Raw genomic sequence first — 23,119 nt, 5'->3', positions numbered from 1 at the left:
CGGTGCGGTTGGTCTGTCAGGTGGCACTCAGCCATAGGTGTCGCGGGGGCCGCGGCCCGGCACGACGCGCGGCCCGTGCCGCCAACTGGGGGCGGCCGGCGGCAGGATTGTCAGTGAGGTGATTACCCCGGCCCCGGCCGCCGCTTCGATGCGGGCCAACAGGTTGGGGGTGAGGATGCGCAGTTGCTGGGCCCACGCGGTTGAGTCGGTGCGGATGACCAGGTTGTGGTCGGTGCAGGCCTCGACCTTGGTGTGGTCGGCGATCTGCGGGCCGACCAGGCTCGGCCACATGGCCGCCACCTTCCCGCCCGCCACCGCCTCGGTCAGGCCGAGGCGGGCCAGCACCCGCTCGCCGACGGCCCCCAACCGTTTCGGGTCGCGGCGAGACTTGCCGGGACCCGAGCCCCAGAACTTCACGCCCGGCGGGGGCTGCCAGCCGCCCTCGTTCTCGCCGGTCTGGTCTTCCTCGTCCAGGTAGCGGCGGGGGCCGCGGGCCCAGGCCACCCGCACCTCGCCCTTTTCCCAGGCGGCCGAGCGGAAGCGATCCAGTGCCCGCAGCGCCAGGGCCCGCACCTCCGGCGGGGTCGGTTCCCAGGCGGCCGCCGCGGTCTGCGGCGGCGCGGCCTCGGGCCCGGCTAGGGCTGGCGGGGTCGGCTGGGGCTGCGGGTCGGCAGCTGCCTGGGCGGGCCGGGGTAGCCCGGCCCCCGTGGGCGTGAGCCGGTCAGGGGTCGCTGCACCCGCCGTAGCGCGCCCCCGCGCCACCCGGGCAGCCATCAGGCAACCTCCTCGTGCGGCGCGGGCGCGCCGGGGGCCGGAGTGAGCTGGCCGGCCTCCACCCACACGCGATCCCCGCCGAGCGCGGGCGGCACGTCGGCGGCCACGGCGGCCGTAATGAGTACCTGCTCGACGCCCGCCACCAACTCTGCCAACCGGTCACGGCGGGAGGCGTCCAGTTCGGCGAACACGTCGTCGAGAATCAGGACCGGATCGCCGGCGTCGTCCAACTGCCGCAACAACTCGAAGGAAGCAAGGCGGAGGGCCAGGGCACAGCTCCACGATTCCCCGTGGCTCGCGTAGCCCTTGGCGGGCAGGCCGCCCAGGGTCAGCTCCAGCTCGTCGCGCTGCGGGCCCACCAGGTTCACGCCGCGGCGCAGCTCGTCGGCCCGCCGTGCCGCGATGGTGACGCGCAGCAGTTCGGCCAGCGCCGCAGCCGACGGGGCCGGATTGGTGGGATATTGCGGGTCTGCCGCCAGCCGCAGGGTGAGGGAGAAGTCGTCTTTGGTGCCGGAAACGTCCCGGTAGGCGGTCTGCGCGCGGGGCAGGAGATCGGCCACCAGGCGGGCGCGCGCCGCAGTTAGCTCACTGCCCAGCTCAATCAGCGGCTCGTCCCACACCGCCAGCTGCGTCTCGGCGCCGCCCCGGTGTCCCTGCAGCTGTTTCAGCAGCGCTCCGCGCTGCCGCAGCACCTTATCTAGATCCGCCTTCAGGCCAGCCAGCCGTGGGGCTCCCTGCACGAGTAGTCGGTCCAAAAAGTCGCGCCGCCCGGCCGGCTCACCGCGCACCAAAGCTAAATCTTCCGGGGCGAACAGCACGGTGCGCAGGTGCCCGAGCAGCTCGCGGGGGCGCACCGCGCCCCGGTTTAGCCGGGCCCGATTGGCGCGCCCGGCCACGATCTCAAGCTCTAGTACCTCCGCGCGGGCCGCCGTGCACACTTTGGCTCGCACTACCGCCCCGCCCGGCTGCGGCCCCCCAGCCAGACTCCGCCGCACCAGGGCGGCATCGGCCGCCACCCGATGCGAGGCGAAGGTCGAGAGGTAGACCAACGATTCGACCAAGTTGGTCTTGCCCTGCCCATTTCGGCCGACGAAAGCCGTCACTCCCGGCTGCAGGGACAGCACCACATGCTGGTAGGAGCGAAAATCATCCAGGGCGAGGTCTGAGACGAACAGGACGTCAGCTCCCGAAACGAATCGGCATCAGCAAATACCGGAACTCCGGCAGCGCCGCGCCCTCCAATTCTTCCTGCCCGGTCAACACGGCCGGCTTCGCCGGGTGGGTGAAGGAGAATCGCACGAATGGCTTACCGATGGCCCCAAGCCCGTCCAGCAGGTAGTGGGGGTTGTAGGCGGTGACGATGTCTTCGCCGTGCAGGTCGACTCCGACCTCTTCGCGCGCCTGCGCGTCATCGCCTTGGCCGGCCTCCAACACCAGGCCGTCGGCGGTGAAGCTCAAGCGGATCGAGGTGTTACGTTCCGCCACCAGGCTCACGCGCTTGACCGCCCCCACCAGCTCGGCCGTGGAGACGACGGCGTGGATCGGGGTTTCAGTGGGGAAAAGGCGCATCACCGGGGGATATTCGCCGTCGGTGAGCAGCGACGTGGTGGTGCGCCCGCCGGCGGTAAAACCAACCAGCGCCACCTCACCCTGTTCGCGGGAATTACGCAGCGCCACCTCGACGGGTCCGGCTGAGGTCATCGACTTGGCCACGTCCACCAACGTCCGGGCCCGTACCAAGGCCTGTTCTTCGATCCCCGGTTGGCTCGGGTTCCACAGGAATTCCCGCACTGCCAGGCGGTAGCGGTCCGTGGCCATGAGGCGGACCCGCTCTCCGTCGATCTCGACGCGCACGCCCCCCAGCAGCGGGAGGGTCTCGTCACGGGAGGCGGCCACGCTGACCTGGCTGACGGCTTGCGCCAACAACTGGGCATCGACGGTGCCCGTGGTTTCGGGGATCTGCGGCAGGTCAGGGTAGTCGTCCACAGGCATGGTGGCCAACGCAAAGCGGGCGGAGCCGGAGGTGACATTGACCTTCGTGCCCTCCAACGTCAGGGTAACCGGCCGGTTCGGCAGGGACCGCACGATGTCTGCCAACAAGCGCCCCAACACCAGCACCTCGCCCGGCTGCTCCACTTCCGCTGAAATGTGTGACCGAGCCGACACTTCGTAGTCAAAGCTAGACAGGGCAACCTCGCCGTTGGCAGCCGCCGTCAGGCGCACGCCCGCGAGCACCGGCAGAGCCGGGCGGGCGGGCAGGGTGCGGGCAGTCCAGGTGACTGCTTCGGCGAGAACCTCGCGCTCAACAGTGAACTTCACTTTTCCATCCTTTGACTATGGGTCTGGCGCAATTATCCACCACGGGCCTGGCAGGTGGCACGGTAGGGCAGCTCGGCCCTTGGTGGGGAAACTTGTCCAATCGCGCTTAACTAACGTTCATCTTCATCATCAGGGGTGTGGAAGGTGGGGAAAAGCCGGGGAAAGCTTGTAATTACAAGCTTTTGCCCTGTGGCCGAAGCTGGGGACCGGGCGGGAACAAGTTGGGGATGGTTGTGGATTGTTCGCCCTGCGCCGGCGCAATCCACAGGCCCTGCCCTTCTTCCACAGCCGTGTACCCAACTCGCCCACACCCCGCTGTGGATCTAATGGTTGCGGGCCTGCTGCTTGATGCGGTTGGTCAGCTCCGTGACCTGGTTGTACAGCTCCCGTTTGACCTTCATTTGCTCCGAAATCTTGCGGTAGGCGTGCATGACGGTCGTGTGGTCGCGGCCGCCGAAGTGGCTACCGATCTTCGGCAGCGACAGATCAGTAAGCTCGCGGCACAGGTACATGGCGATCTGGCGCGCGTTAACCAGCAGGCGCGACCGGTCAGCTGAGCGCAGCGCGTCGATCGTGATCGAGAAGTACTCCGCGGTCTGGCCCATGATGGTGGTGGCCGTGACCACCTCGTCCTCCGGATCGGAGATCAAATCCTTGAGCACCAACTCGGCCAACTGCAGGTCGACGCTCTGCGAGTTGAGGTTCGCGAACGCCGTGACGCGAATCAAGGCGCCCTCCAACTCCCGGATGTTGGTGGCGATGCGCGAGGCGATGTACTCCAGCACCTCCGGCCCCACCTCTAGGCGGGCCGCGACGGCCTTCTTCCGCAAGATGGCGATGCGGGTCTCTAAGTCCGGCGGCTGCACGTCTGTCAGCAGTCCCCACTCGAAGCGCGACCGCATCCGGTCCTCGAAGCCCGCCAGCTGCTTGGGCGGCAAGTCGGAGGTGATGACCACCTGCTTTTGGGCGTTGTGCAGGGCGTTGAAGGTGTGGAAAAACTCCTCCATCGTCTGTTCCTTGCCCTGCAGGAACTGGATGTCGTCGATGAGCAGGATGTCTACGTCCCGGTATCGCTTCTGGAAGGACTCGGCCTTGTCGTCCCGGATCGAGTTGATGAAGTCATTGGTGAACTCTTCGGAGTTCACGTACTTCACCCGCAGCGACGGGTAGAGGTTGCGCGCGTAGTGGCCGATGGCATGCAACAAGTGCGTCTTGCCCAGTCCCGAACCGCCGTAGATAAAGAGGGGGTTGTAGGCCCGCGCCGGCGACTCGGCGACGGCGGTGGCCGCGGCGTGCGTAAAACGGTTCGACGGACCTGTGACAAAAGTCTCGAAAGTGTAATTGGGATTGAGGCGCGAATCGTCGTCCACCGTGGGTGATTGGCCTCGTTCCGTGGCCCGCGCAGCGATACGGGATGGCAAATCTAAGTCCGGTTCGTCGGCCGGGCCCGGTGGCGGGCTGGTGGGGGCGGGCAGCGCCGGCTCCGGCTCCAACTCGGCTAGCGATGGGTCGACCGTGACCGCGAAGCCCACGGACCGCCCCATGGTGCGGGACAGCGCATCAGTCAAGCCGACCCGACCCCGAGTCTCGATGTATTCCTTGGCGAAGTTCGAAGGGACGGCCAGCAGCAGGGTGCCCTCCACGTCACCCAGGATGCGGGCATGGCGGATGAGGCCCATCTGCGCGCCCGAGATCGCCCCCGACTCCTGCAAGAGCCGAAGCACCTCAGGCCAACTCTCTGAAATCGGCTTCGGCATGCTCACCACGTGGTCCTTCCTACCGTCTCTGTCACGAAACGATCACAGCGCGCAATTCTTCCACAAACTTATCCACATCTGGGGATTGCGAGTTGGGCACGTAAATTACAGAAAATTGTGGTTCGCTGCCCCCTGGCCGTACGCAGGTTCGTGCCCAGGCTTATCCACAACTGTTGACAGCCGCCGTCGGCAAAAATGTGACCAGATCGCCGGCGGCCTGTCTTGACCTTGCGGGCGGCCACTGCCTAGCATCGAACGCTGTTGTGCGTCTTAGACGCGCCCAAGACCTGCCAGACGCACCGAGAATCAAGAGGAGGAGACCCGTGAGCAAGCGGACCTTCCAGCCCAACAACCGTAAGCGCTCCAAGGTGCACGGTTTCCGTCAGCGCATGAGCTCCCGCGCCGGCCGCGCCATCCTCGCGATGCGTCGCCGCAAGGGCCGCGCCAAGCTGTCGGCCTGAGATGCTGCCGGCGCGCCACCGCATGGTGCGGCCGGAAGACTTCCGGGCCGCCCGGCGGGGCACCAGCGCCAAAACTGACGACCTCGTCGTCCAACTAGCCGACGCGGGTACGGACTGTACCCGCGTCGGCTTCGTCGTGCCAAAGAAGCAAATCGCGCGCGCCACCCACCGCACCCGCGTCAAGCGACGACTGCGGCACCTATGTGCCGCCCGCCTCACGACGCTCGCGCCGGGGAGCCTGCTGGTGGTGCGGGTCGCGGCGGGTGCCGACGGCAAAACTTCGGCTGATCTCGGGGCGCAATTGGACAAAGCACTCGCCAAGATCGCCCGCAAGCACGCGGCGCGGGCGGCCGCGGCGCGCCCCAGCCCAGCAGGGCAGGCGTGGTGAAACGCGCACTTTTGGCCCTTATTGGGGCCTATCAGAAGCACATTTCACCCGCGCGCCCCCGCACCTGCCGCTACTTCCCGACCTGCTCGGCCTATGCGGTGGGGGCCCTGCAAACGCACGGCCTAGTCAAGGGCGGATTGTTGGCACTGTGGCGGTTGGCCCGGTGTTGGCCGTGGACCCCCGGCGGAGTGGATCTGGTGCCCTACCCGGGGCGGTGGCGCTCGACGCCTACCCAGAACGACACCCTGCCGGACGGTTCGCGGATTGGTTTTGGGCACACTTCCGGGCAGCAAGGCGCGCGGGGCGGCCCTCACAAGGTAGATTGAGCCCACATCCTGCGGGGCGCACAGCGGTGCGCCGTCACAAACTAGGAGTTCTCCGGTAATGGACACCATACTCAAGCCGATCATGATCGCCGTGGCGTGGATCATGGTCAAAATCCACGACGTGCTGGCCTTGTTCCTGGGCAAAGAGTCGTCGTGGGCCTGGGTGCTAGCGATTGTCGGCCTGACGATCGTGGTGCGCGTGTTGCTGATTCCGCTGTTTTTCCGGCAGATCAAGGCCTCCCGCGGCATGCAGCTGGTGCAGCCGGAGTTGAAGAAGCTCCAAGAGAAGTACAAGGGCCGCAAGGATCCGGCCTCCCAGCAGGCCATGCAGCAGGAGATGATGGCGCTCTATCGGCGCCACGGCACCAACCCGTTTGCTTCCTGTCTGCCGTTGTTGCTGCAGATGCCGATCTTCTTTGCCCTCTTCCGGGTGCTCTATAACGTCAAACCGATTGCGGAGGGGACGTACGCGGGTGGGGGCATCGGCCCGCTCACCCAGGAGGTTGCCGCCCAGGTGCAGGAGGCCGATCTTTTCGGCGCGCACCTATCCGACACCTTCATGCGGGCCTTGGGCACGGGGGCCACCGCGACCGTGTGGATCACCATCGTTCTGATCGTGGCGATGTCGTTGTCGCAGTTCTTCACCATGCGGCAGCTGACCATGAAGAACATGCCGGAGTCCGCCACGTCGAGTGACAACCCGATGATGCGGACCCAGAAGATCATGATGTACGTCTTCCCGCTCATCTTCGCTGTCACCGGCGTGAACTTCCAGATCGGGGTGCTCATTTACTGGCTGGTGTCGAACCTGTGGACGGCGGGCCAGCAGTTCTACACGATCCGGCGGATGCCGGCCCCCGGGTCGGCCGCCGAACGGGCCATGCAGGAACGTATCCGCGCCAAGCGCATCCGGAAGGGACTGCCGCCCGAGACCGACGAAGAGATTGCGGCCCGGGAGGCAGCCGAGGCGGAAGCCCAGGCCCGGCGCGGGCAGCGGGTCCAACCGGTGCGCAAATCCCGGCAGCGGCCCGGTGAAGCCGGGCAAGGCGGCGAAGCTAGCCAGGAGAGCCCGGTTCACGAACCTGAGCGCGGCAAGGACGGGCTGACGGCGGCCGAACGGGAAGAAAAGCGTTACCGCGCCCGCATGGAGAAGCGGCAACAGGCGAAGAAAAAGAAGAAGAAGCGTTCCTGACAGGCGAGAGGAATAACTGTGAGCGAAGCGAAGGACGAGATCACCCGCCTTGAAGCCGAGGGTGAGCACGCTGCCGACTACCTAGAAGAGCTGCTCGACATCGCCGACCTTGATGGCGACATCGACATCGATGTGGACGGCAACCGCGCGAGCGTAGAGATCGTGTGGGAGGAAGGCCCCAGCGACCTGCGCCGCCTGGTGGGGCGGGACGGAGAAGTGCTGGACGCGCTGCAGGAGCTGACGCGCCTGGCGGTGCAAAACCAGACCGGCGAGCGTTCACGGCTGATGCTGGACGTCGACGGCTACCGGGCCAAGCGGCGGCGGGAGCTCACGGCCTTGACCGAGGCGGCGATCGCCCGCGTGCGGGAAACCGGCCAACCGGAAAACCTGGCGGAGATGAACCCATTTGAGCGCAAGGTGTGCCACGACGTGGTGGCAGCTGCCGGGCTGGTATCGGACTCTGAGGGAACGGCGCCCCACCGGTACGTCGTCGTTCATCCTGCCGGCACGGTGCTCGGCGCATCCGAGCCGAGTGCAGCTGCTGCCGAGGACGAGTGAGACCAGTGGACCGGGCCGGGGTGGAGGAGCTCAGCCCGGCTGCGGCCACCTACCTGGGGGAACGCGCGGGCGCGCTGGCGGCGTTTGCCGAACTGCTGGTGCGCGAGGGCGACAAACGCGGCTTGCTTGGGCCGCGCGAGTTGCCGCGCTTGTGGACCCGGCACTTGTTGAACTCCACGGCGGTCAGCGGGTTTGTGCCCTCCGGGGCGTTGGTGGCTGATGTGGGCTCCGGGGCTGGCTTCCCCGGTGTGGTGCTGGCGCTGGTGCGGCCGGATGTGGACGTGGTGCTGATCGAGCCGATGGCGCGCCGAGTGCAGTGGTTGATGGATGTGGCCGACTGGCTGGCGTTGGAAAACGTGCGTGTCGCCCGGGCCCGAGCCGACGAGCTGCACGGGGAGCTGGCAGTCGACGTGGTGACTTGCCGCGCGGTGGCGGCGCTACGGGAATTGGTTCCGTGGGTGGCACCGCTACTGGTGGACGACGGCGAGCTGGCCATCCTGAAGGGGGCCCGCGCAGCGGCCGAGATTGCGGAGGCGGCCGCCGTGTTGCACCGTTTCGGCCTGGCACCGGCCTGGGTGGAGGAAGTGGATCCGGTGGTGGACGGGGTGCATCTTTTCGGCGAAGAGCCTGCGCGGATCGTGCGGACGCGCCGCGTTCCGCGCGGCTAAAACCGGGGGGACGGTGCGGCTCGTTACTATTGGGACACTTGCGCAAGGAGGACCAACAGTGGCGGAAAAACGCGAGTCGGTGGCGGAGTTCGTAGCGCAACATGACGCGGGCGAGACGCCTTTGGCGTCGCAATTGGCGGCCGATGCTGCTTTGCGTGCGAAATTGGAGGGCGTGACCTTTGCCAAACCCAAGGACACACGCGTCTTCACGGTGGTGAACCAGAAGGGCGGCGTCGGCAAGACGACGACGGCGGTCAACCTGGCGGCAGCATTCGCCCACGGCGGGTTGAAGGTCTTGCTGATCGATTCTGATCCCCAGGGCAATGCATCCACGGCGTTGGGGATTGATCACCGGGTGGGCACCCCGTCGGTGTACGAGGTGTTGGTGGAGGAGCAGCCGCTCTTGGGCATCGTGCAGCAGTGCCCGGATGTGGAGGGGCTGTTGTGTGCCCCGGCGACGATTGACCTGACAGGCGCTGAGCTGGAGCTGGTCTCGGCGCTGTCGCGCGAGCACCAGTTGCGGCTTGCCGTGCAGGATTACCTCCGGGATGAGGCAGCGGCGGAGGTCGAACGCACGGACATTGTCATTATTGACTGTCCACCGAGTTTGGGCATGTTGACCATGAATGCACTGGTGGCTGCCAACGAGGTCATCATTCCGATCCAGTGCGAGTATTACGCCCTGGAGGGGGTGAGCCTGCTCAGTCGCAGCATCGGCCGCATCAAGAAGAACCTCAACCCCCAGTTGCACATTTCAGCGATCCTGTTGACGATGTTTGACGGTCGCACGCGCTTGTCCGCCGAGGTGGCGGCGGAGGTGCGCACGCATTTCCCGACGGAAACGTTAGACATTACGATTCCTCGGTCGGTCCGCATTGCCGAGGCCCCGAGTTACCAGCAGACGATTCTGACGTACGACCCACGCTCTTCGGGTGCCTTGGCGTATCGTGAGGCCGCGCGGGAGATCGCGGAACGTGGTGTGAGGAAGGCGGAGTGATGGCGGAGCGGCGCAAGAGCCTCGGGCGTGGCCTTGGGGCGCTGATTCGCGAAGACGAAGACGCAGTGGTGGACGGGTCGGCCGGAGCGCGCTCGGCACGGCCAGTGGATTTGTACTTTGGGGCCGCCGAGGGCGAGCGAGCGGGACGCAGTGACGTGTCCTCCCTGCTGTCGCCGGGGCGGGCGCGGGCAGGTAAGCGCGGGGCAAAAGCCGAGGGGACCAAGCCGACCGCCACGCGCAAAGCAACTGCAAAGGATAAGTTAACTAAACGTAAAGTTGTGGCGGAGGTGGAGGAGCCTGTTGCGGGCGTATACGTTTCACGTGCCGCCGACGCCCGTGCCTCGCTTGTGGAAAAGCCGGTGGATGAAGGTGTGGATAACGCCGGCGTCGCCCAAAAAACGGCTGAATATCAGGTGGCAGCTGGAGAGCCGCCTGTGGATAACGCCGGCGCGGCGGCGGACGAAGTTGCCCGCGCGGCGGCGAGCGAGACCGGTGCCGACCCGGCTGCGGAGTTAGTGCCGACGGCTGGCGTGCGGCTGGCGCTGTTGTCCCCCACCGTCATCGTCCCGAACGCCAAGCAGCCCCGGCAGGTGTTCGATACGGAGGAAGTCGAGGAACTGGCGGCCTCCATTACCGAGGTGGGGTTGCTGCAGCCCATTGTGGTGCGGCCGTTGGCGGCCGACGACGAGCGTCGGCACGCCGGCCGCCTGGTCGGGCACGACCCAGACAGCGACGATGGGGAAAGGATCGCCGGCGAGTACGAGCTCATTATGGGTGAGCGTCGGTTGCGCGCCGCCCAGCTGGCGGGCCTGACCGAGGTGCCGGCGATCGTGCGGGAAACCGCCGACGAAGATATGCTGCGCGACGCGTTGTTGGAGAACCTGCATCGCGTGAATCTCAATCCGTTGGAGGAAGCGGCCGCCTACGAGCAATTGCTGGTCGAGTTTGGCTGCACGCAGGAGGAGCTGGCCCGGAAGATCGCCCGGTCGCGGCCGCAGATCTCCAACACCATCCGCTTGCTAAAGTTGCCGGGCTCGGTGCAACGGCGGGTGGCCGCAGGGGTCATCTCCGCCGGTCACGCGCGCGCCCTGCTGTCCCTCACCGACGGTGCTGCCATGGAGCGATTGGCGCAGCGGATCGTGGCCGAGAACCTCTCGGTGCGGGCGGTGGAGGAACTCGTGGCGCTCGGGGAGGAAGCACAGCAACCGGAGCTGCGACGACGCCCGCGCGTGGGTGCATTTGACGCCGCCTTCGCTTCGCTGGCCGGCTCGCTCGCCGACCGTTTCGACACGCGAGTGAAAGTCACGATGGGTGCCCGCAAAGGCAAGATTTCTATCGACTTCGCCGGATTGGACGATCTCGACCGAATCCTGGCCGTGCTCAGCCCGGGCATGCGACTGGAACGCGAGTCTGACGGCGAGGCGCCGGAAGTGGTCGGCTAGCCGCAGGGAATGTTAACAACGGGCAGGTGCCGCTACGCACCTGCCCGTTTTCGATTCGGGTGCGCGAGGCCGGGCGCGCGGCGTTTCACGTGAAACACCGCAGGCAATGGGCAGCAAGGAATGGTGCCTGTTGTGACCAATGGGGCGGAGGGAAAGCTGCCTGCTGCGACGAAGGGGGCGGAGGGAAAGCCGCCCAGTGCGACCAATGGACATGGTGGGGAGGAATACCAATCTAACGGGTGGGGTGAGCATGGGGAATGTCCGGTGGACGTTGGGGTGGTGGTTGCCGTACCCATTGGGGTGGTGGTTGCCGCAAACAGTTAGCCAAAATTGAAGAAAGTGCTGCGCTGCCTCACGTTTCACGTGAAACAGACACGGTTGGAAATAGTTTTAGTTTGTGCGCGAGCGTGGGCGTGGCGGCGGCAGGGACAGCGGGCAGCAGGCGATGCCTTCAGTCTGCTTCGTTTGGCGGTAGCGAGGCAGCGGAAGCAGTCCGTGTGTCGCCGTCAATGCGGTGGGTAGCGCGTGCCTTGCCCGGCAGTCCCACCTGCGCGGCGCTCGTTAACTGCGCGATCGAGAGGCTCGCGCACCGTGCCCAGTAGTTTCATTCGCGCGGCACTCGTCAACTCGCCGGTCGCTGGACTCGTGCTCTGCGGCTCAGGGATGAGTGGCAGGACAGCAAGTCAGTTGGGTCTGCGGGCGGCACAGCGACTGAGTTAGGTCCGTGGGCAGCACGGCCACGAAGTCAGCGTCGTCCGCGGTACTGCGACCAAGTCAGGTACGCGGGCGGCGGGCGGGCCTGCGCTGGGCCTCCGATCTTCGCACAACAATTGGGCGGATCGGCTTGCGCGGTACCTGTTTCACGTGAAACATCCACATAAAGCGGTGGCGCTAATTCTGGTGCCGACAACTTTTCTGCTTTCGCTCGGCGGCAAGCTTACCCGCCCAGAGTGCCGCGGGTTGGCATGGAGGTTTCACGTGAAACATTGCCTGGGTTAGTGGTGATGGGCAGGCAGACGTCGCCCGCTACTTCAACGGGTGCCGACAACTAGCAACCCCGAGGCGGCTAATGCAGGGCTGGGTCGGCAGTTGTGCGAGGTGAACTGTTGCAGATAGCTGATCGACTTTGCCTTGGCACTGGTTGCCAATGAAACGCGACAGTAGCCGTAAGGAAAACTGCTCCCGTCTGCCGCACACAATACGGCGAAGCTCTTGCTGTCAGACGCACGGTCGCAGGAGAACGCCTGTTGGCCGCCTGCTGGCGGCCGGATACAGTCAGGCGGATAGCACGGTGAACGGCGGGACCCGATACTGGGGGTTAAGGCGCTGGCGCGCAAAGGAAATAGGCAGGAGCAGCCCGACCCCGTCCGTTATGGTTCGGGTGAGAAGCTTCAGCCGTGGCAGGCTGGCAACCACCGCTACTGTCAGAGTCAGTGCAACTCGATTACGTGAGTGCGTACGACGCTATGCATTGTTGTTTCACGTGAAACGCTGTAAGGAAGAGCAAACTGCTAACGACTTAACTGGCAGATTGCGAAGGCTGGAGAACGTGCCCTGCGGTACGCGGGACGCTAGCCGCTCACGGCTGCGAGTAGGGTCGGCAATCCAAGAATTGGTGAGGCAATGGACTGTTGCCGCCGCCGAATGCCTGGTGCAAGGGTGGAGACGCCGACGGAGTGGCCGAGGCTGTTGGTGCTGTGGAGGCCAATCATCCGATGAGTGACGCACAAGCAGGCAGCGTCGTGACTCGTGACCGCGCGGCGCCGGGTAGGACGGAGGCGGCAGGCGCGCCAGCTCATTGTGACCGCGTGCCGTCGTGCAATGGCTGTGAGGCAGCCGGGCGTTATGGTTTGCCGACTGAGTGTGCAGGCACCTGCCCTCAAGCGATGTCTTGCGGGGAAGGCCAGAGCCTGTGGATGGCCGCAACGGCGGCTGGTTTGGCCATAACTATCGGCAGCTCGTGCCTGCAGCAGAACTTTGCGCGATTAGCGGAGAGGAGTTTTAGCGAGGCAGTCCGCCAGGGTGCCTTTGCCCGACTTGGCGAAAGGAGTCTAAGTGTGCGGACCGGCAGGTAGGTAACTGGCTTTGATCCGTGGATAGGGTCCCCTGCGATTGGCTGGCCCTTTGCCGAGGCGGGCCCTGCGGCGAGTGGTGGTGCTCAGACCGGTGCTGGGTGGTGCTCAGACCGGTGCTGGGTGGTGGTGTTTCACGTGAAACGGTCGGCCACGACTGGATAGGTGAGCGGCAAGGCGCCGCGAGGCGAGTGGGTGCGGGCGGGCATATGCCGAACAACAGAGAGTGTCCGCGACTCCCGGACGGCCAGGATGCTCGCTCCGCGCGTAGTTGCCGGGTGACCGCGACTTACTGCTCTGCCGCAGGTTGGTAGTGGTCTCCCAGTGGCGTTGCCAGAGAGGATCGGCATGGGGCGAAGTGAGGGACCAGGAGGCGGGAAGGGGACGTCGCTGATGAGGGAAATTCCAGGCGGAGAAGCGGCACGGCTGTCTACATTGGGGTCGCGGGCAGTATGCAAAGCCTGCGCCGTCCTGCTAGCCCGGCGGCGGCAGCAGTCGGCATAAAGGGCGTTACTCGGCGAAGGAAAGTCATCTGCCGGATCCGTGCCAGCGATGGGCAGCAGGAGATCTTGCGTGACGGGCCAGGGGCAACCGACTTCCTGGACCAACGCGGGCAACGGACCCCCGGGGCTGGGCACCAGCTGTGCGCCAGGACGGGAGGCATTGGGTGAGACCTATATGCCGGGTGCAGGGAAAAGGTGACAGGAGCTGCTTCATGAGGGGAAGTAGGCGCACGTCTGCCCAGCGAGTGGTGGTGGTTTGGGCCGGTGCTGGGTGGTGTTTCACGTGAAACGGTCGGCGGTGGGCGGAGGTGGAGAGAGCACCACTATCGGTGCCCGGCAGCTCCAGTCCCGGGACTAGTTGCGGGCGGGTGCGGAGAAAACAGGTGGTGGGTGGTGCGAGGGCAGGTGCCGGTAGCGGGTAGCACGTAAATGGGCAGGTCGCTTGGTATAAGGGCCAACGGGAAGGCGTTGGCAGTGGAGCAGTGAAAGTGTAGGCATAGCGCGTGGCCGCAGCGCACCCCCCTCCGCTATGCAGCTGCGTGGGCTGGAGGATGTTTGTGGCCGACAAAAGTTGCCGGTCCACTCCCGCCCTGCATAGATGCCGCCCGCCGACTTCGCCAATCGCCTTTCTATTTTGACTAGCCCTCAGCCCCACAGCTGTGCGGGCCCGCCATCCACTAGGGGGTTAGAAAAGAGGCGCGGGGAGATCAGCCCCGCAGATACTCGACCTGCCTAACTGCGCGAGCACACCCACCAGGCTGCCAGGATCCAGTCTCGCAGATGAGTAGGCTCCCGCGTAGTGCGACCCAATGCTTGCCACGGGGCACACCGCGCCCCGCAGCGATTAGGTCGATGCGGACGCCCTACCTACTGCCCGGTCGCGCGGCAACTTCGCCGCTACCCAGGGTGCAGCGGCAAGCAAGCAACTGCGGAACAAAGCCAGAGACAGAAGATTGGTTCTGGCGGCGGAAGTGGACTCATGGCCGCGCGCTGGGGCCAAGGGTGGCCGGCCTACACCGGTCGGCAAGAGGTATCCGGGGACCGTCCTGGATGGAATGCTCGCGAGGTACAGTGATGCGGAGACCCTAAAGTGTTTGCCCGTTTCACGTGAAACACTGCGCTGACTGCCGATAACACGACTACGGCCAACAAACGTCCGCCTGGGATGGATGTGCCCCTGGGTAGCTGCGGGAGGTGCCACCAGGCTGGGCGAAGCGCGAGATTCTTTCGTGGCGGGCGAGAATCTTCGAGCCAGCGTGACGACGGGAGATGGCCCGGATGCCACTCTTTGGTGGTGGACGTGTCGCTAGGCTGCCCGGGACCTAGGGGAAAGAACCGAGTCCACGACCTTGCCAAACTGCCGTTGCCCGTGGGCAGATACTTCGGTTCATGGGCTTGGCCGCTGTCTCTACCAGGGATTTCCCTCACCCTTAGGAAGAAGTCTCTGAAAACCCGGATAGCGACTACGGCTGCTTCTTTCCTGCAGGACGGACAGCGCGAGACTTCCTTCTTCTCGCCAGGCGTTCCGTCGGCGACCATGTTTCACGTGAAACGGCACGGTTGACAGCAAGCGACGAATCCGTGGCGCTTATCGAAGAGAATGCGAGACAGCTAGGCGTGCCGCCACACGGCGCTGGTCTATGGCCGCAAGTGAGAGCTGGCTAGCGCGAAAGCGGGCAGGCGAAAAAACTGGCGATGCCCGTAGTAACCACGCAGTCGTCGCAAATGGCAGCTCTGCCAACGAGCCAGCTTGTTCCGCCCCAGGGCGGGAGAAATAGGTGGTCAGCGGCGCTGCCCCCGGCACAGTGGACATGCGTCGGGATCACCAGGCGCGACTAGTTAGTTCAGCTTGACGACGCACGCACTGGCCTCCGGTTTATGCACCAGGTCGGCTGCTACCCAAGCGAGCTGTATCTTCGTCGTGAGATGGCGGCAGACCATCGGGCAAGCTCGGACGAAGTAAAAGTCTTGCGCCGCGCGCGAGGCCACTTTTGAGCACCAGCCATGCGCAGCAGTCATTGTCACCCCTGCCGTGGGGCGAAACGTGTCCCCGATTTGCACGCTGGAGAAGAGCCACCATGGTCACCCCTGCCGCGGGGGCGAAACACCTCTCGCGCCCACCTGCAGGAGTGTCGGCAACGTGGTAACCCGTACGTTAGGGAATGCGTTCACGCCCGCGGTGAGCTAGTCGGTGTAGCGGTAGTAGTCCCTGCGTCGGGGAAACACGCCAAATCGCCTGCACCCCGGCCATGGCCGGACCCCCGCGTCGTTTCACGTGAAACATGACGTCTGCTGGCGCGACCAGGGCCTGCCGCCTAGACACCACACAATTCCGGTGGCATGGCGTTTGCACCTCACTTGAACATGCTCGTGTCTGCTCGGCAGTAACGCCGCGGCGGTGCGGCAATCGCTGGAAAGCGTCGTCGGCCCCAGTCGCTGTAGAAATTGGCCGCGCACCAATTGTCGGCACGTGGAAGATGCGGAGCGGGGGGCGAGACAACCGGATTGCCGCTGTCGTCTGGGTAGCCGTGCGTTGGCACCTCGTCCGGTTACGGGAGGTGGCTGACAGCGCTCATGGCTCGTTCCCGCTAGCAAATCCCACCCCGTTGGGGACCGGTGGCAACATCGTGCCCGAGATGGCAACCCGCGATAGGTGCGGCCAAGCTACTGGGCAAACCACGGACAGCAGGCGCGGGCGCCGGGCGGTCGCGCCCACGCTCGGCCGTTTCACGTGAAACCAGTGCGCTGCTGCCCAAATAGCGCCGCCCGCCTGCGAGAATTTGCAAACGGGCGGCGCCAAGCTACGGGAGCTGCTTCAGCTAGCTGTGGTACCGCCTGCAGCGCGGGCGGCCACCCGCTGCACCACCTGGTTGGTAAACGCGTCGAAGCTGTCGTACTCCTCCGCAGCTAGCGGCAGCAGCGAGGTGTCAGTCATGCCCGGTGCCGTATTGCTGTCGATAACAAACGGGGTGCCATCCGGGGCAATAATCATGTCTGTCCGCGACAAGTCGCGGAGCCCCAATGTCTGGTGGGCCAACAGCGCGGCCTCCGCGGCCCGAGTAGCGGTTTCCGGATCCAGGCGAGCTGGCACGAAGAACTCAGAGCGGCCCGCGTTGTAGCGGGCGTCGTAGTCGTAGGTGCCCTCATCGGTGTGAATCTCAACGGCAGGCAGCGCCAGCAAGCCGTTGTCGGTCTCCTGGACCGAGATGGCCACCTCGGTGCCCGCCACGAACTCCTCAATCATGGCGTGCTCGCCGTAAGAAAACGCATTAACTAAACCGGTTCGGAGATCGTCGTCAGTGCGTGCGATCGTCACCCCCAGGGAAGAACCACCGCTGGAAGGCTTCACCACCACCGGGCAGGGGAACTTCTCCCGTACCGCGGCCACCAGGGCATCGGCCCCCAACTGGCTGAAGAGCGTGCGCGGCAATGCCACCCACGCGGGCGTGTGCAGGCCAGCGCGCCGCAGCAGCTCCTTCGCGGTGGGCTTGTGCAGGGTCAAGGCACACGCAGCGGCCTGCGAGCCCACAAACTGGTAGCCGACCAATTCCAGCACCGCCTGCAGCGATCCGTCCTCCCCGACCGAGCCGTGCACCAGCGGCCAGACGACGTCGGGCCGCTGCGCCGCGAGTGTCGGCAGGAGAGCGGTGTTCACGTCCGCTACTTCCACCTGGTGTCCGTGGTGTCGCAGGGACTCGGCCACGCGTCGTCCCGACCGCAACGACACATCTCGTTCGTGCGTCAAACCGCCACAAATTATCGTGACCCGCATGTGCTCTCCTTAGATCTGGTCCGGCGTCGGGTGGGTGACAGTGGGTTGGGAGGCGGCGAAGTCGTCGGCCGCCTGCCGGATTGACTGTAGGTCTACCCCACCTTCCCGTACATTGGTGCCAAACATCTGCACCAATTCGTATTCGGCCTTGATTACCCCTGCCAGCCGCCGCACGCCCTCCCGGATGGTCTCTTCGTTCGGGTAGCAGTAAGACAGGCGGATGTGGTCCGAGCCCTGCCCGTCCGAATAGAACGCAGTGCCGGACACGTAGGCAACCAGCGCCGTGATGGCGCGCGGGAGCATGGCCCGCGCATCCAAGCCTTCCGGCAACGTGACCCAGGAGTAGAAGCCTCCCTGCGGAACCGTCCAGCGGGTTTCGGGCAGATACTCCGCCAGGCTGGTCAACAGGGCGTCCCGCCGCGACTTGTACATCTTCCGGTATTCGACAATCTGCCCAAACCAATCAAAGTCCCGCAGGTAGGCGGCAATGGCCATCTGCCCAAAGTTACCGGGGCAAAGAATTGCGGCTTCCGAGGCGAGAACCAATTTGTCGCGCACCGCCGCCGGCGCGGCCGCCCAGCCCACCCGGAAACCGGGGGCAAACATTTTCGAAAACGAGCCGAGGTAGACGACGTCGTCGGGCGCAATCGACTTGAGTGCGGTCTGGGTTTTCCCGTCAAAGCCGAGCAGCCCGTACGGATTGTCTTCCAAGATGAGGACGTGGTGCCGTTGACAAATCTCAATGATCCGCGGGCGGCGCTCTTCGCTCAGGGTTACCCCGGCCGGGTTCTGGTAATTCGGAATCGTGTACAGGAACTTGATGCGCCGCCCCGAGGCCTGCACGTCCCGAATGGTGGCCTCCAGGGCCTCGGGGATCAGACCTTGGTCATCCATCGGTACGTGCACGACTTCGGCCTGGTACGCCCGGAATACCCCGAGCGCCCCGACATAGCTGGGGGCCTCGGCGAGAATCACGTCGCCCGGGTCGATGAAGATCTCGGTCACCAGGTCCAGCGCCTGCTGGGAACCGGTGGTAATGACAACGTCGTCGGGGTCTTCGCGAATAGCCTCGTGCTTCATCACTTCCACGATCAGCTCGCGCAGCAGCGGATCGCCCTGCCCCGAGCCGTACTGCAGAGCCGTCACGCCCCGCTCGTGCGTCAACTTGGCGATCGAGTCGGCCAGGGCGTCCATCGGCAGCCCCGCAATATTGGGCATTCCCCCTGCTAGCGAAACAACCTCCGGGCGGGAGGCTACCGCGAAAAGCGCGCGAATTTCGGACGAACGCAGGCCGCCGGCCCGCGCGGCGTAGCTATCGAGCCAGGGGTCGAGCCGCGTGCCACGACCAGAACGCGAAGTCATAGTTGGGGTCCTTTCCTTGGGCGCGGGAGGCCCAGGGAAAAAGTGTGCCACCATCGGGGCCGCAGATGGCATTGGCACTCACGCGTTGGCCAGATCAATGTGCGTATTTCGCTTGTGGGCAGGCAGTGACCGTTAGCATGGTCAGGGTGATGAAGCGGTGCAGCTACCTGGTGGTGGCCAGCGTCCTCGGACTGCTGGCAGGTGCCTGTGCGGCTGACTCCCAGGGGGTGCTTCCGCTAGCGGACCGTGGCCTGGCCGCCGAGGCGACTCCTAGCCCGGTGGATGCCGAGTCTGCCGCCTCCGATACTCCCCACCCGGCGGACGGCCCTAGCGAGGCAGACCGGATACTGCGGCGGGTGGAAGCAATGCTCAAGCTTCCCCACCCGCCGCCTGAATCCTTAGCGCAGGCCGACAAAAGCAATTATCGCGACCTCCCCAGTTACGTGTCCCCCAGCCCGCCAGCAGGGAGCACCGGGGACCCGGCCGAGGCACAAGAATTTTCCCTCTACTACTATCTGCTAACCGAATATACCGACGCCACCGGCAACTATGCGCAGCTACAGGCCAGCTGCCATCCACAGAGCCAAACATGTCAACAGTTCATCGCCGACGGAAAGCCACGGTGGGAAGATAAGTCGGCAAAACTCGTGCATCCCCCACCGCGCCGCATCTACATCCAGCCCACCCAAGAAGTCGCCAACGACGAGCCGGGCACCTATATCACGGCGTTTTACGTGGAATCGCAGATGGATGGTGTGGCCGACTGGGTGGCCATCGTGTGGGTTCGCTTCGTTGACGGCCAGTGGCAGGGACAAGACTTCATCATCCGCAATTTGCCGGTCTAGGGCAGCGGATTGGAGGTGTGCGAGCGGCCAGGGAGCGGGGCGATCCAGCGCGCTGACCGAGCTCGTCCACGGCACGGGAGCGCGATATGACTAACAGCCGCCGAGGCAAGCGGCGGCTACGATGAGGCCTGTCGACGGGCACGGCGAGCCGATCCGGACTACGCGGCGGGACGACCAAGTGCGCAGGTCTGAGCGATGATAGGTCAAGGTTCCGGGCTGTAAGCCTCTCTAGCGACGAATAACGGTGGATACAGCGCTAAGAACAGAGTAATCTGGCCAGATGCTGCTACTCAGCTTCACCGTACGCAATCACAAGAGCTTGCGGGACGAGGTCACGCTCGATCTGACGCGCCCCAAGCTGAAGACCCTGCAACCGCCGACAGGCGAACGTTGGGCCGACTACGTCTTTCCCTTAGCAGGTATCTATGGGGCCAACGCCACCGGCAAGTCCACGATCGTTGATGCGCTGCTCTACGCAGCCTCGGCCGTTGAGTCGTCCGCGACAGAGTGGCAGGCAGGTCCTGAGATGCCCCGGGCCCCCTTCCGGTTCGATCCTGCCTCGCGCGAGACTCCCAGCTTCTACCAGCTGGAGTTCGTGCACGAGGGCCGTCGATACGAGTACGAATTTGAAATCGGTGCGCCAGGGGTGGAGCGCGAGAGGCTGCGTGACTTGCCAGGGAAGAGGTGGCGCACGCTGCTGGAGAGAGATACGGCGCGGCAGGTGCTGAAGTATCACAAGGAATTGCAGACCACCATAGGACGAGTGGCGTGGAGGGAGCTCGTCTTGAGTCGTGCCCTGCTACTAGACGATGGTCTCCTGGGGCAACTTGCGGCTGCGCTGCGCGACGGATTCCAGTTCTGTCAGCCGAACTGGCGCTCACGCCGACAGTGGGTGAAAAGCACCACGGCGGCGTTAGTGGAAAGGCGGCTGGAGGAGCGAGAGTTAGTGGCCGCACTTCGGGTTGCCGACATCGGTATCGCCGCGGTGGAAATTGAACGAGAGGAAGTACCGGAGCAAGTTCGGGCTATTCTCGCTGATTTACGGCGGAAAGGGGCCGAGAACGACGCGGGACCATTGGCGGAGGGAGAGGATATTGCGGGAGCGGATGGCTCTGATTCTCTGCCGCAGGTGGCGTATAGCTTGCGTTTTACCCACCGAGGCGGGCAAGGCGACGCTGAGGCCCGGCTGGGACCTGGGCAGGAGAGCGATGGAACTGTCGCCTGGTTGTCCTTCATCGTGCCCGCGTTGCAGGTGTTGCGCCACGGCGGGGTGCTGGCGGTCGACGAGATCGACGCCAGCCTCCACCCCCACTTGGTCGAAGTGGCCTTGCAAATGTTCGCCGATTCGGACATCAATAGGAGTGGGGCGCAGCTGGTATTCACCTCGCACGATACCTACATCCTGTCGCCGCTCAGCGACATAGAGCTCGCGCCAGAACAAGTCTGGTTCACGGAAAAGTCCGGCGACGGGGTAACCGAGCTTTACAGCCTGGCCGACTTCCCCCGGAAACAGGACGCCAACGTCGCCCGCCGCTACCTACTCGGGCGTTACGGAGCCACCCCGCGGTTGGCCACCAGCGTGCTGGCTGAGCTCGTCCACGGCACGGGAGCGCGAGATGGCTAACGGTCTCCGGGGCAAGCGGCGACGGCGAATAGAGAAGCGCCGCATCCTGGTGGTCACCGAGGGGATGGTGACGGAGCCGGACTATCTAGAAAAGCTACAGCAGGAATTGCGGGACGCGACCGTTTTTCTGATCGTGAAGCCAGTGGGGCGGGATCCCCTGACGGTGGTGCGCAAGGCTGAGGAGCTGGCCGCGGCAGCGGAGAAGAAAGGTAAGGGGTACGACGCGGTCTACTGCCTAGTCGATGTTGACCGCCATGAAAAGCTCGCGGTGGCACTCAAACGTGCAGATAGATTAGGGATTCACGTGCTGGTCTCGAATCTCAAGTTCGAGGTGTGGCTGTTGTGGCATGTCAGCGACCGAGTCACGGAGATGAACTCCACTGAGTTGGACCGCGAAATGAAGAACCACGGACTGCTCGAGGAAAAGAGGCTATCCTCCACATTTCGCATCGGCGGCTACGACGAGGCCTGTCGACGGGCCCGGCAGGCCGATCCGGACTACGCGGCGGGACGCGTCGGGCCCAATCCGTCCACCGCCCTGCCGGTGCTGATCGAAAAAATGCGCCCGCCCAGCTCCTAGGACACGGCAAAGGGGGCGCCTCCCCCAGCAGGTGGACTGTTCCCCGGAAGTTGGACGGGTTAAAGGGTACCTGTCGTTCTAGGCTGCAAGGGCCTGGCTTCGGAATTCTTCCGGGGTCAGGCCCTTGAGTCGTTCTTGGATGCGGTGGTGGTTGTACCAGTTGAGGTAGTCCTGGAGCCTGGTGAGGAAGTCTTGGACGCTGGTGAAGCGTTGTGGGTGGTAGAACTCGGTTTTGAGGTGGCTGAAGAAGTTCTCGGCCAGTGAGTTGTCGTAGCAGTTGCCCTTGCGGGACATGGACTGGATCGCTCCGGCTGCTTCGAGCTGGGTGCGCCAGGAGGTGTGTTGGTAGTGCATGCCTTGGTCGGTGTGAACGATCAAGCCTGGTTCTGGGCGTTGAGTAGCAATGGCCTTAGACAGGCAAGCAGCGGTCAGCTTGGTTGTGGGGTGTAAGGCATGGGTAGCGGCGATGACCTTGCCGTCGTACACGTCGATCATTGGCGATAGGTAGACCTTGACCCCGGCGATGCGGAACTCGGTGACATCACTAACCCACTTCTGGTTAGGCCGCTCGGCGTTGAACTGGCGGTTTAGAACGTTGGGCGCGATCTTGGAGACGGCGCCCTGGTAGGAGCTGTAACGCCGCCGGGGCCTAGTGATACAGACAAGCCCTTCTTGGGCCATGAGCTTGGCAACCAGTTTCTTAGAAACCTTTATGCCCAACCGGGCCAGGGCCAGACGAACGCGCCGGTGACCATACCGGCCTTTGGCATGGTGGAAGACTTGGCGGATGTGTTGGCGCAGCTGTGCGTGCTTGCAAGGTGCTGCCAGGCGGGCGTGGTGGTAGTAGAACGTGGAGCGAGCAAGACCAGCAATGGCTAGAAGAACCGGCAAGGGGTAGCGGGACTTGAGAGCAACAACGACCCGTACCCGGGTTAGGACTCGTTGTTCATCAAGTCCCTTAACGCTTTTAGGTAGGCGTTTTCAGCTTCCAGGTACTCCACCCGACGTTGAAGCATCTCCAGCTCACTGCCCCCACCAGCGGCCAAGGATGAGGCCTTGGGCGGGCGTCCTTTGGGTTTAGGGCGTAGTCCGTCTTCACCATGGACCCGGTAGGCCCGTATCCACCGCTCCAGGATCTTGGGTGAGGACAGCCCCATGTCCTTGGCGATATGAGGCTTGGTCTGTCCAGCAAGGAAACGCTTGACCGCCTCTAACTTGGTCTCAAAGGGGTAGCAGGCTTGGGTTGGCTTGCGCATAAGGGCAAGCCTGCCATGAAGGCGCCACCGCTCCCACAAGTTACTAGCCGTCTTAATCCCGACCCCAACACTCCTAGCAGCGGCCGTGAAACCCCAACCATCCTCGAACAACTCAACCAACCGCTCACGCTGGACCTGGCTGGCCTTACTCGATGACAACACAGAAATACTCCCCGGAAGAAGGAACCCGATTACCAGGTCCAACTTCCGGGGAGCAGTTCAA

The 23,119-nt window shown here is 64.5% G+C and carries 19 protein-coding genes; 11 read left to right on the top strand and 8 right to left on the bottom strand.

Annotated features, from left to right (window positions below; translation table 11 throughout):
* Positions 1 to 27 precede the first annotated feature (27 nt).
* From BSZ40_RS12030 to dnaA, 4 genes are all read right to left on the bottom strand, one after another.
* Complete coding sequence (locus BSZ40_RS12030; protein WP_084542735.1) at positions 28 to 774, bottom strand: DciA family protein; 747 nt, start codon at positions 772 to 774, stop codon at positions 28 to 30.
* Complete coding sequence (gene recF, locus BSZ40_RS08015) at positions 774 to 1,898, bottom strand: DNA replication/repair protein RecF (protein WP_425425648.1); 1,125 nt, start codon at positions 1,896 to 1,898, stop codon at positions 774 to 776. Before recF ends, BSZ40_RS12030 begins: the two co-directional genes overlap by 1 nt.
* Positions 1,899 to 1,953: 55 nt before the next feature.
* On the bottom strand, positions 1,954 to 3,093 hold the full coding sequence (gene dnaN, locus BSZ40_RS08010) for a DNA polymerase III subunit beta (protein WP_073825056.1): 1,140 nt from the start codon (positions 3,091 to 3,093) through the stop codon (positions 1,954 to 1,956).
* 323 nt (positions 3,094 to 3,416) lie between these two features.
* Positions 3,417 to 4,850 carry a chromosomal replication initiator protein DnaA gene (gene dnaA / locus BSZ40_RS08005; protein WP_073825252.1) on the bottom strand — a complete coding sequence of 478 codons (1,434 nt, stop codon included), beginning with the start codon at positions 4,848 to 4,850 and terminating at the stop codon, positions 3,417 to 3,419.
* 323 nt (positions 4,851 to 5,173) lie between these two features.
* On the opposite strand from dnaA, the gene rpmH reads away from it, so the two are divergent.
* Genes rpmH through BSZ40_RS07965 form a run of 8 tightly spaced genes read left to right on the top strand, consistent with a single transcriptional unit; the run spans position 5,174 to position 10,882 of the window.
* Positions 5,174 to 5,311 (top strand): 50S ribosomal protein L34, encoded by a 138-nt coding sequence (gene rpmH / locus BSZ40_RS08000; protein WP_073825054.1) that lies wholly within the window; start codon positions 5,174 to 5,176, stop codon positions 5,309 to 5,311.
* A gap of 1 nt (position 5,312) precedes the next feature.
* Positions 5,313 to 5,699 carry a ribonuclease P protein component gene (locus BSZ40_RS07995; protein ID WP_073825052.1) on the top strand — a complete coding sequence of 129 codons (387 nt, stop codon included), beginning with the start codon at positions 5,313 to 5,315 and terminating at the stop codon, positions 5,697 to 5,699.
* Positions 5,696 to 6,025: a membrane protein insertion efficiency factor YidD gene (gene yidD / locus BSZ40_RS07990; protein ID WP_124851727.1), complete on the top strand. Its 330-nt coding sequence runs from the start codon at positions 5,696 to 5,698 to the stop codon at positions 6,023 to 6,025. The genes BSZ40_RS07995 and yidD overlap by 4 nt, the downstream gene beginning before the upstream one ends.
* Positions 6,026 to 6,083: 58 nt before the next feature.
* Positions 6,084 to 7,217, top strand: coding sequence for a membrane protein insertase YidC (gene yidC / locus BSZ40_RS07985; RefSeq protein WP_073825047.1), 1,134 nt, complete (start codon positions 6,084 to 6,086; stop codon positions 7,215 to 7,217).
* Between the two features lie 18 nt (positions 7,218 to 7,235).
* Entirely contained in the window at positions 7,236 to 7,775 is a 540-nt protein-coding gene (locus BSZ40_RS07980; protein ID WP_073825045.1) for a Jag family protein, read from the top strand.
* Complete coding sequence (rsmG, locus tag BSZ40_RS07975) at positions 7,772 to 8,443, top strand: 16S rRNA (guanine(527)-N(7))-methyltransferase RsmG (RefSeq protein ID WP_073825043.1); 672 nt, start codon at positions 7,772 to 7,774, stop codon at positions 8,441 to 8,443. The genes BSZ40_RS07980 and rsmG overlap by 4 nt, the downstream gene beginning before the upstream one ends.
* A 58-nt stretch (positions 8,444 to 8,501) precedes the next feature.
* A complete protein-coding gene (locus tag BSZ40_RS07970; protein WP_073825041.1) occupies positions 8,502 to 9,440 on the top strand; it encodes a ParA family protein in 939 nt (312 codons plus the stop codon).
* Entirely contained in the window at positions 9,440 to 10,882 is a 1,443-nt protein-coding gene (locus BSZ40_RS07965) for a ParB/RepB/Spo0J family partition protein (protein WP_073825039.1), read from the top strand. The genes BSZ40_RS07970 and BSZ40_RS07965 overlap by 1 nt, the downstream gene beginning before the upstream one ends.
* A gap of 5,390 nt (positions 10,883 to 16,272) precedes the next feature.
* On the opposite strand, the gene BSZ40_RS07960 is transcribed toward BSZ40_RS07965, so the two are convergent.
* Positions 16,273 to 17,229 carry a D-alanine--D-alanine ligase family protein gene (locus BSZ40_RS07960; RefSeq protein ID WP_073825037.1) on the bottom strand — a complete coding sequence of 319 codons (957 nt, stop codon included), beginning with the start codon at positions 17,227 to 17,229 and terminating at the stop codon, positions 16,273 to 16,275.
* A gap of 9 nt (positions 17,230 to 17,238) precedes the next feature.
* Positions 17,239 to 18,591, bottom strand: a complete 1,353-nt coding sequence (locus tag BSZ40_RS07955; protein WP_073825035.1) for an aminotransferase-like domain-containing protein — start codon at positions 18,589 to 18,591, stop codon at positions 17,239 to 17,241.
* Between the two features lie 146 nt (positions 18,592 to 18,737).
* Here BSZ40_RS07955 and BSZ40_RS07950 point away from each other — a divergent pair, with 146 nt between their 5' ends.
* The 3 genes from BSZ40_RS07950 (at position 18,738) to BSZ40_RS07940 (ending at position 21,640) form a co-directional block, all read left to right on the top strand.
* On the top strand, positions 18,738 to 19,436 hold the full coding sequence (locus BSZ40_RS07950; RefSeq protein ID WP_124851719.1) for a hypothetical protein: 699 nt from the start codon (positions 18,738 to 18,740) through the stop codon (positions 19,434 to 19,436).
* 280 nt (positions 19,437 to 19,716) lie between these two features.
* The gene (locus tag BSZ40_RS07945) at positions 19,717 to 21,060 is read left to right on the top strand and encodes an AAA family ATPase (protein ID WP_073825031.1); all 1,344 of its coding nucleotides are present in this window, start codon (positions 19,717 to 19,719) and stop codon (positions 21,058 to 21,060) included.
* Positions 21,053 to 21,640 (top strand): RloB family protein, encoded by a 588-nt coding sequence (locus BSZ40_RS07940; protein WP_073825029.1) that lies wholly within the window; start codon positions 21,053 to 21,055, stop codon positions 21,638 to 21,640. The genes BSZ40_RS07945 and BSZ40_RS07940 overlap by 8 nt, the downstream gene beginning before the upstream one ends.
* A 78-nt stretch (positions 21,641 to 21,718) precedes the next feature.
* Here the strand turns inward: BSZ40_RS07940 and BSZ40_RS12090 are convergent, their stop codons facing one another.
* Positions 21,719 to 22,531 carry an IS3 family transposase gene (locus tag BSZ40_RS12090; protein WP_073825026.1) on the bottom strand — a complete coding sequence of 271 codons (813 nt, stop codon included), beginning with the start codon at positions 22,529 to 22,531 and terminating at the stop codon, positions 21,719 to 21,721.
* 41 nt (positions 22,532 to 22,572) lie between these two features.
* Positions 22,573 to 22,896 (bottom strand): helix-turn-helix domain-containing protein, encoded by a 324-nt coding sequence (locus BSZ40_RS12085; RefSeq protein ID WP_222842765.1) that lies wholly within the window; start codon positions 22,894 to 22,896, stop codon positions 22,573 to 22,575.
* Positions 22,897 to 23,119 lie beyond the last annotated feature (223 nt).

The organism is Buchananella hordeovulneris (genome assembly GCF_001907235.1).
Taxonomy (GTDB): Bacteria; Actinomycetota; Actinomycetes; order Actinomycetales; family Actinomycetaceae; genus Buchananella; species Buchananella hordeovulneris.
Note: the sequence above shows the minus strand (reverse complement) of the source record. Positions and strands in the feature narration are given on the sequence as shown.

Coding starts and splice junctions, on each gene's coding strand:
- BSZ40_RS12030 (WP_084542735.1), bottom strand. CDS start 774: ATGGCTGCCCGGGTGGCGCGGGGGCGCGCTACGGCGGGTGCAGCGACC.
- dnaA (WP_073825252.1), bottom strand. CDS start 4,850: ATGCCGAAGCCGATTTCAGAGAGTTGGCCTGAGGTGCTTCGGCTCTTG.
- BSZ40_RS07995 (WP_073825052.1), top strand. CDS start 5,313: ATGCTGCCGGCGCGCCACCGCATGGTGCGGCCGGAAGACTTCCGGGCC.
- yidC (WP_073825047.1), top strand. CDS start 6,084: ATGGACACCATACTCAAGCCGATCATGATCGCCGTGGCGTGGATCATG.
- BSZ40_RS07965 (WP_073825039.1), top strand. CDS start 9,440: ATGGCGGAGCGGCGCAAGAGCCTCGGGCGTGGCCTTGGGGCGCTGATT.
- BSZ40_RS07960 (WP_073825037.1), bottom strand. CDS start 17,229: ATGCGGGTCACGATAATTTGTGGCGGTTTGACGCACGAACGAGATGTG.
- BSZ40_RS07955 (WP_073825035.1), bottom strand. CDS start 18,591: ATGACTTCGCGTTCTGGTCGTGGCACGCGGCTCGACCCCTGGCTCGAT.
- BSZ40_RS07945 (WP_073825031.1), top strand. CDS start 19,717: ATGCTGCTACTCAGCTTCACCGTACGCAATCACAAGAGCTTGCGGGAC.
- BSZ40_RS07940 (WP_073825029.1), top strand. CDS start 21,053: ATGGCTAACGGTCTCCGGGGCAAGCGGCGACGGCGAATAGAGAAGCGC.
- BSZ40_RS12085 (WP_222842765.1), bottom strand. CDS start 22,896: ATGCGCAAGCCAACCCAAGCCTGCTACCCCTTTGAGACCAAGTTAGAG.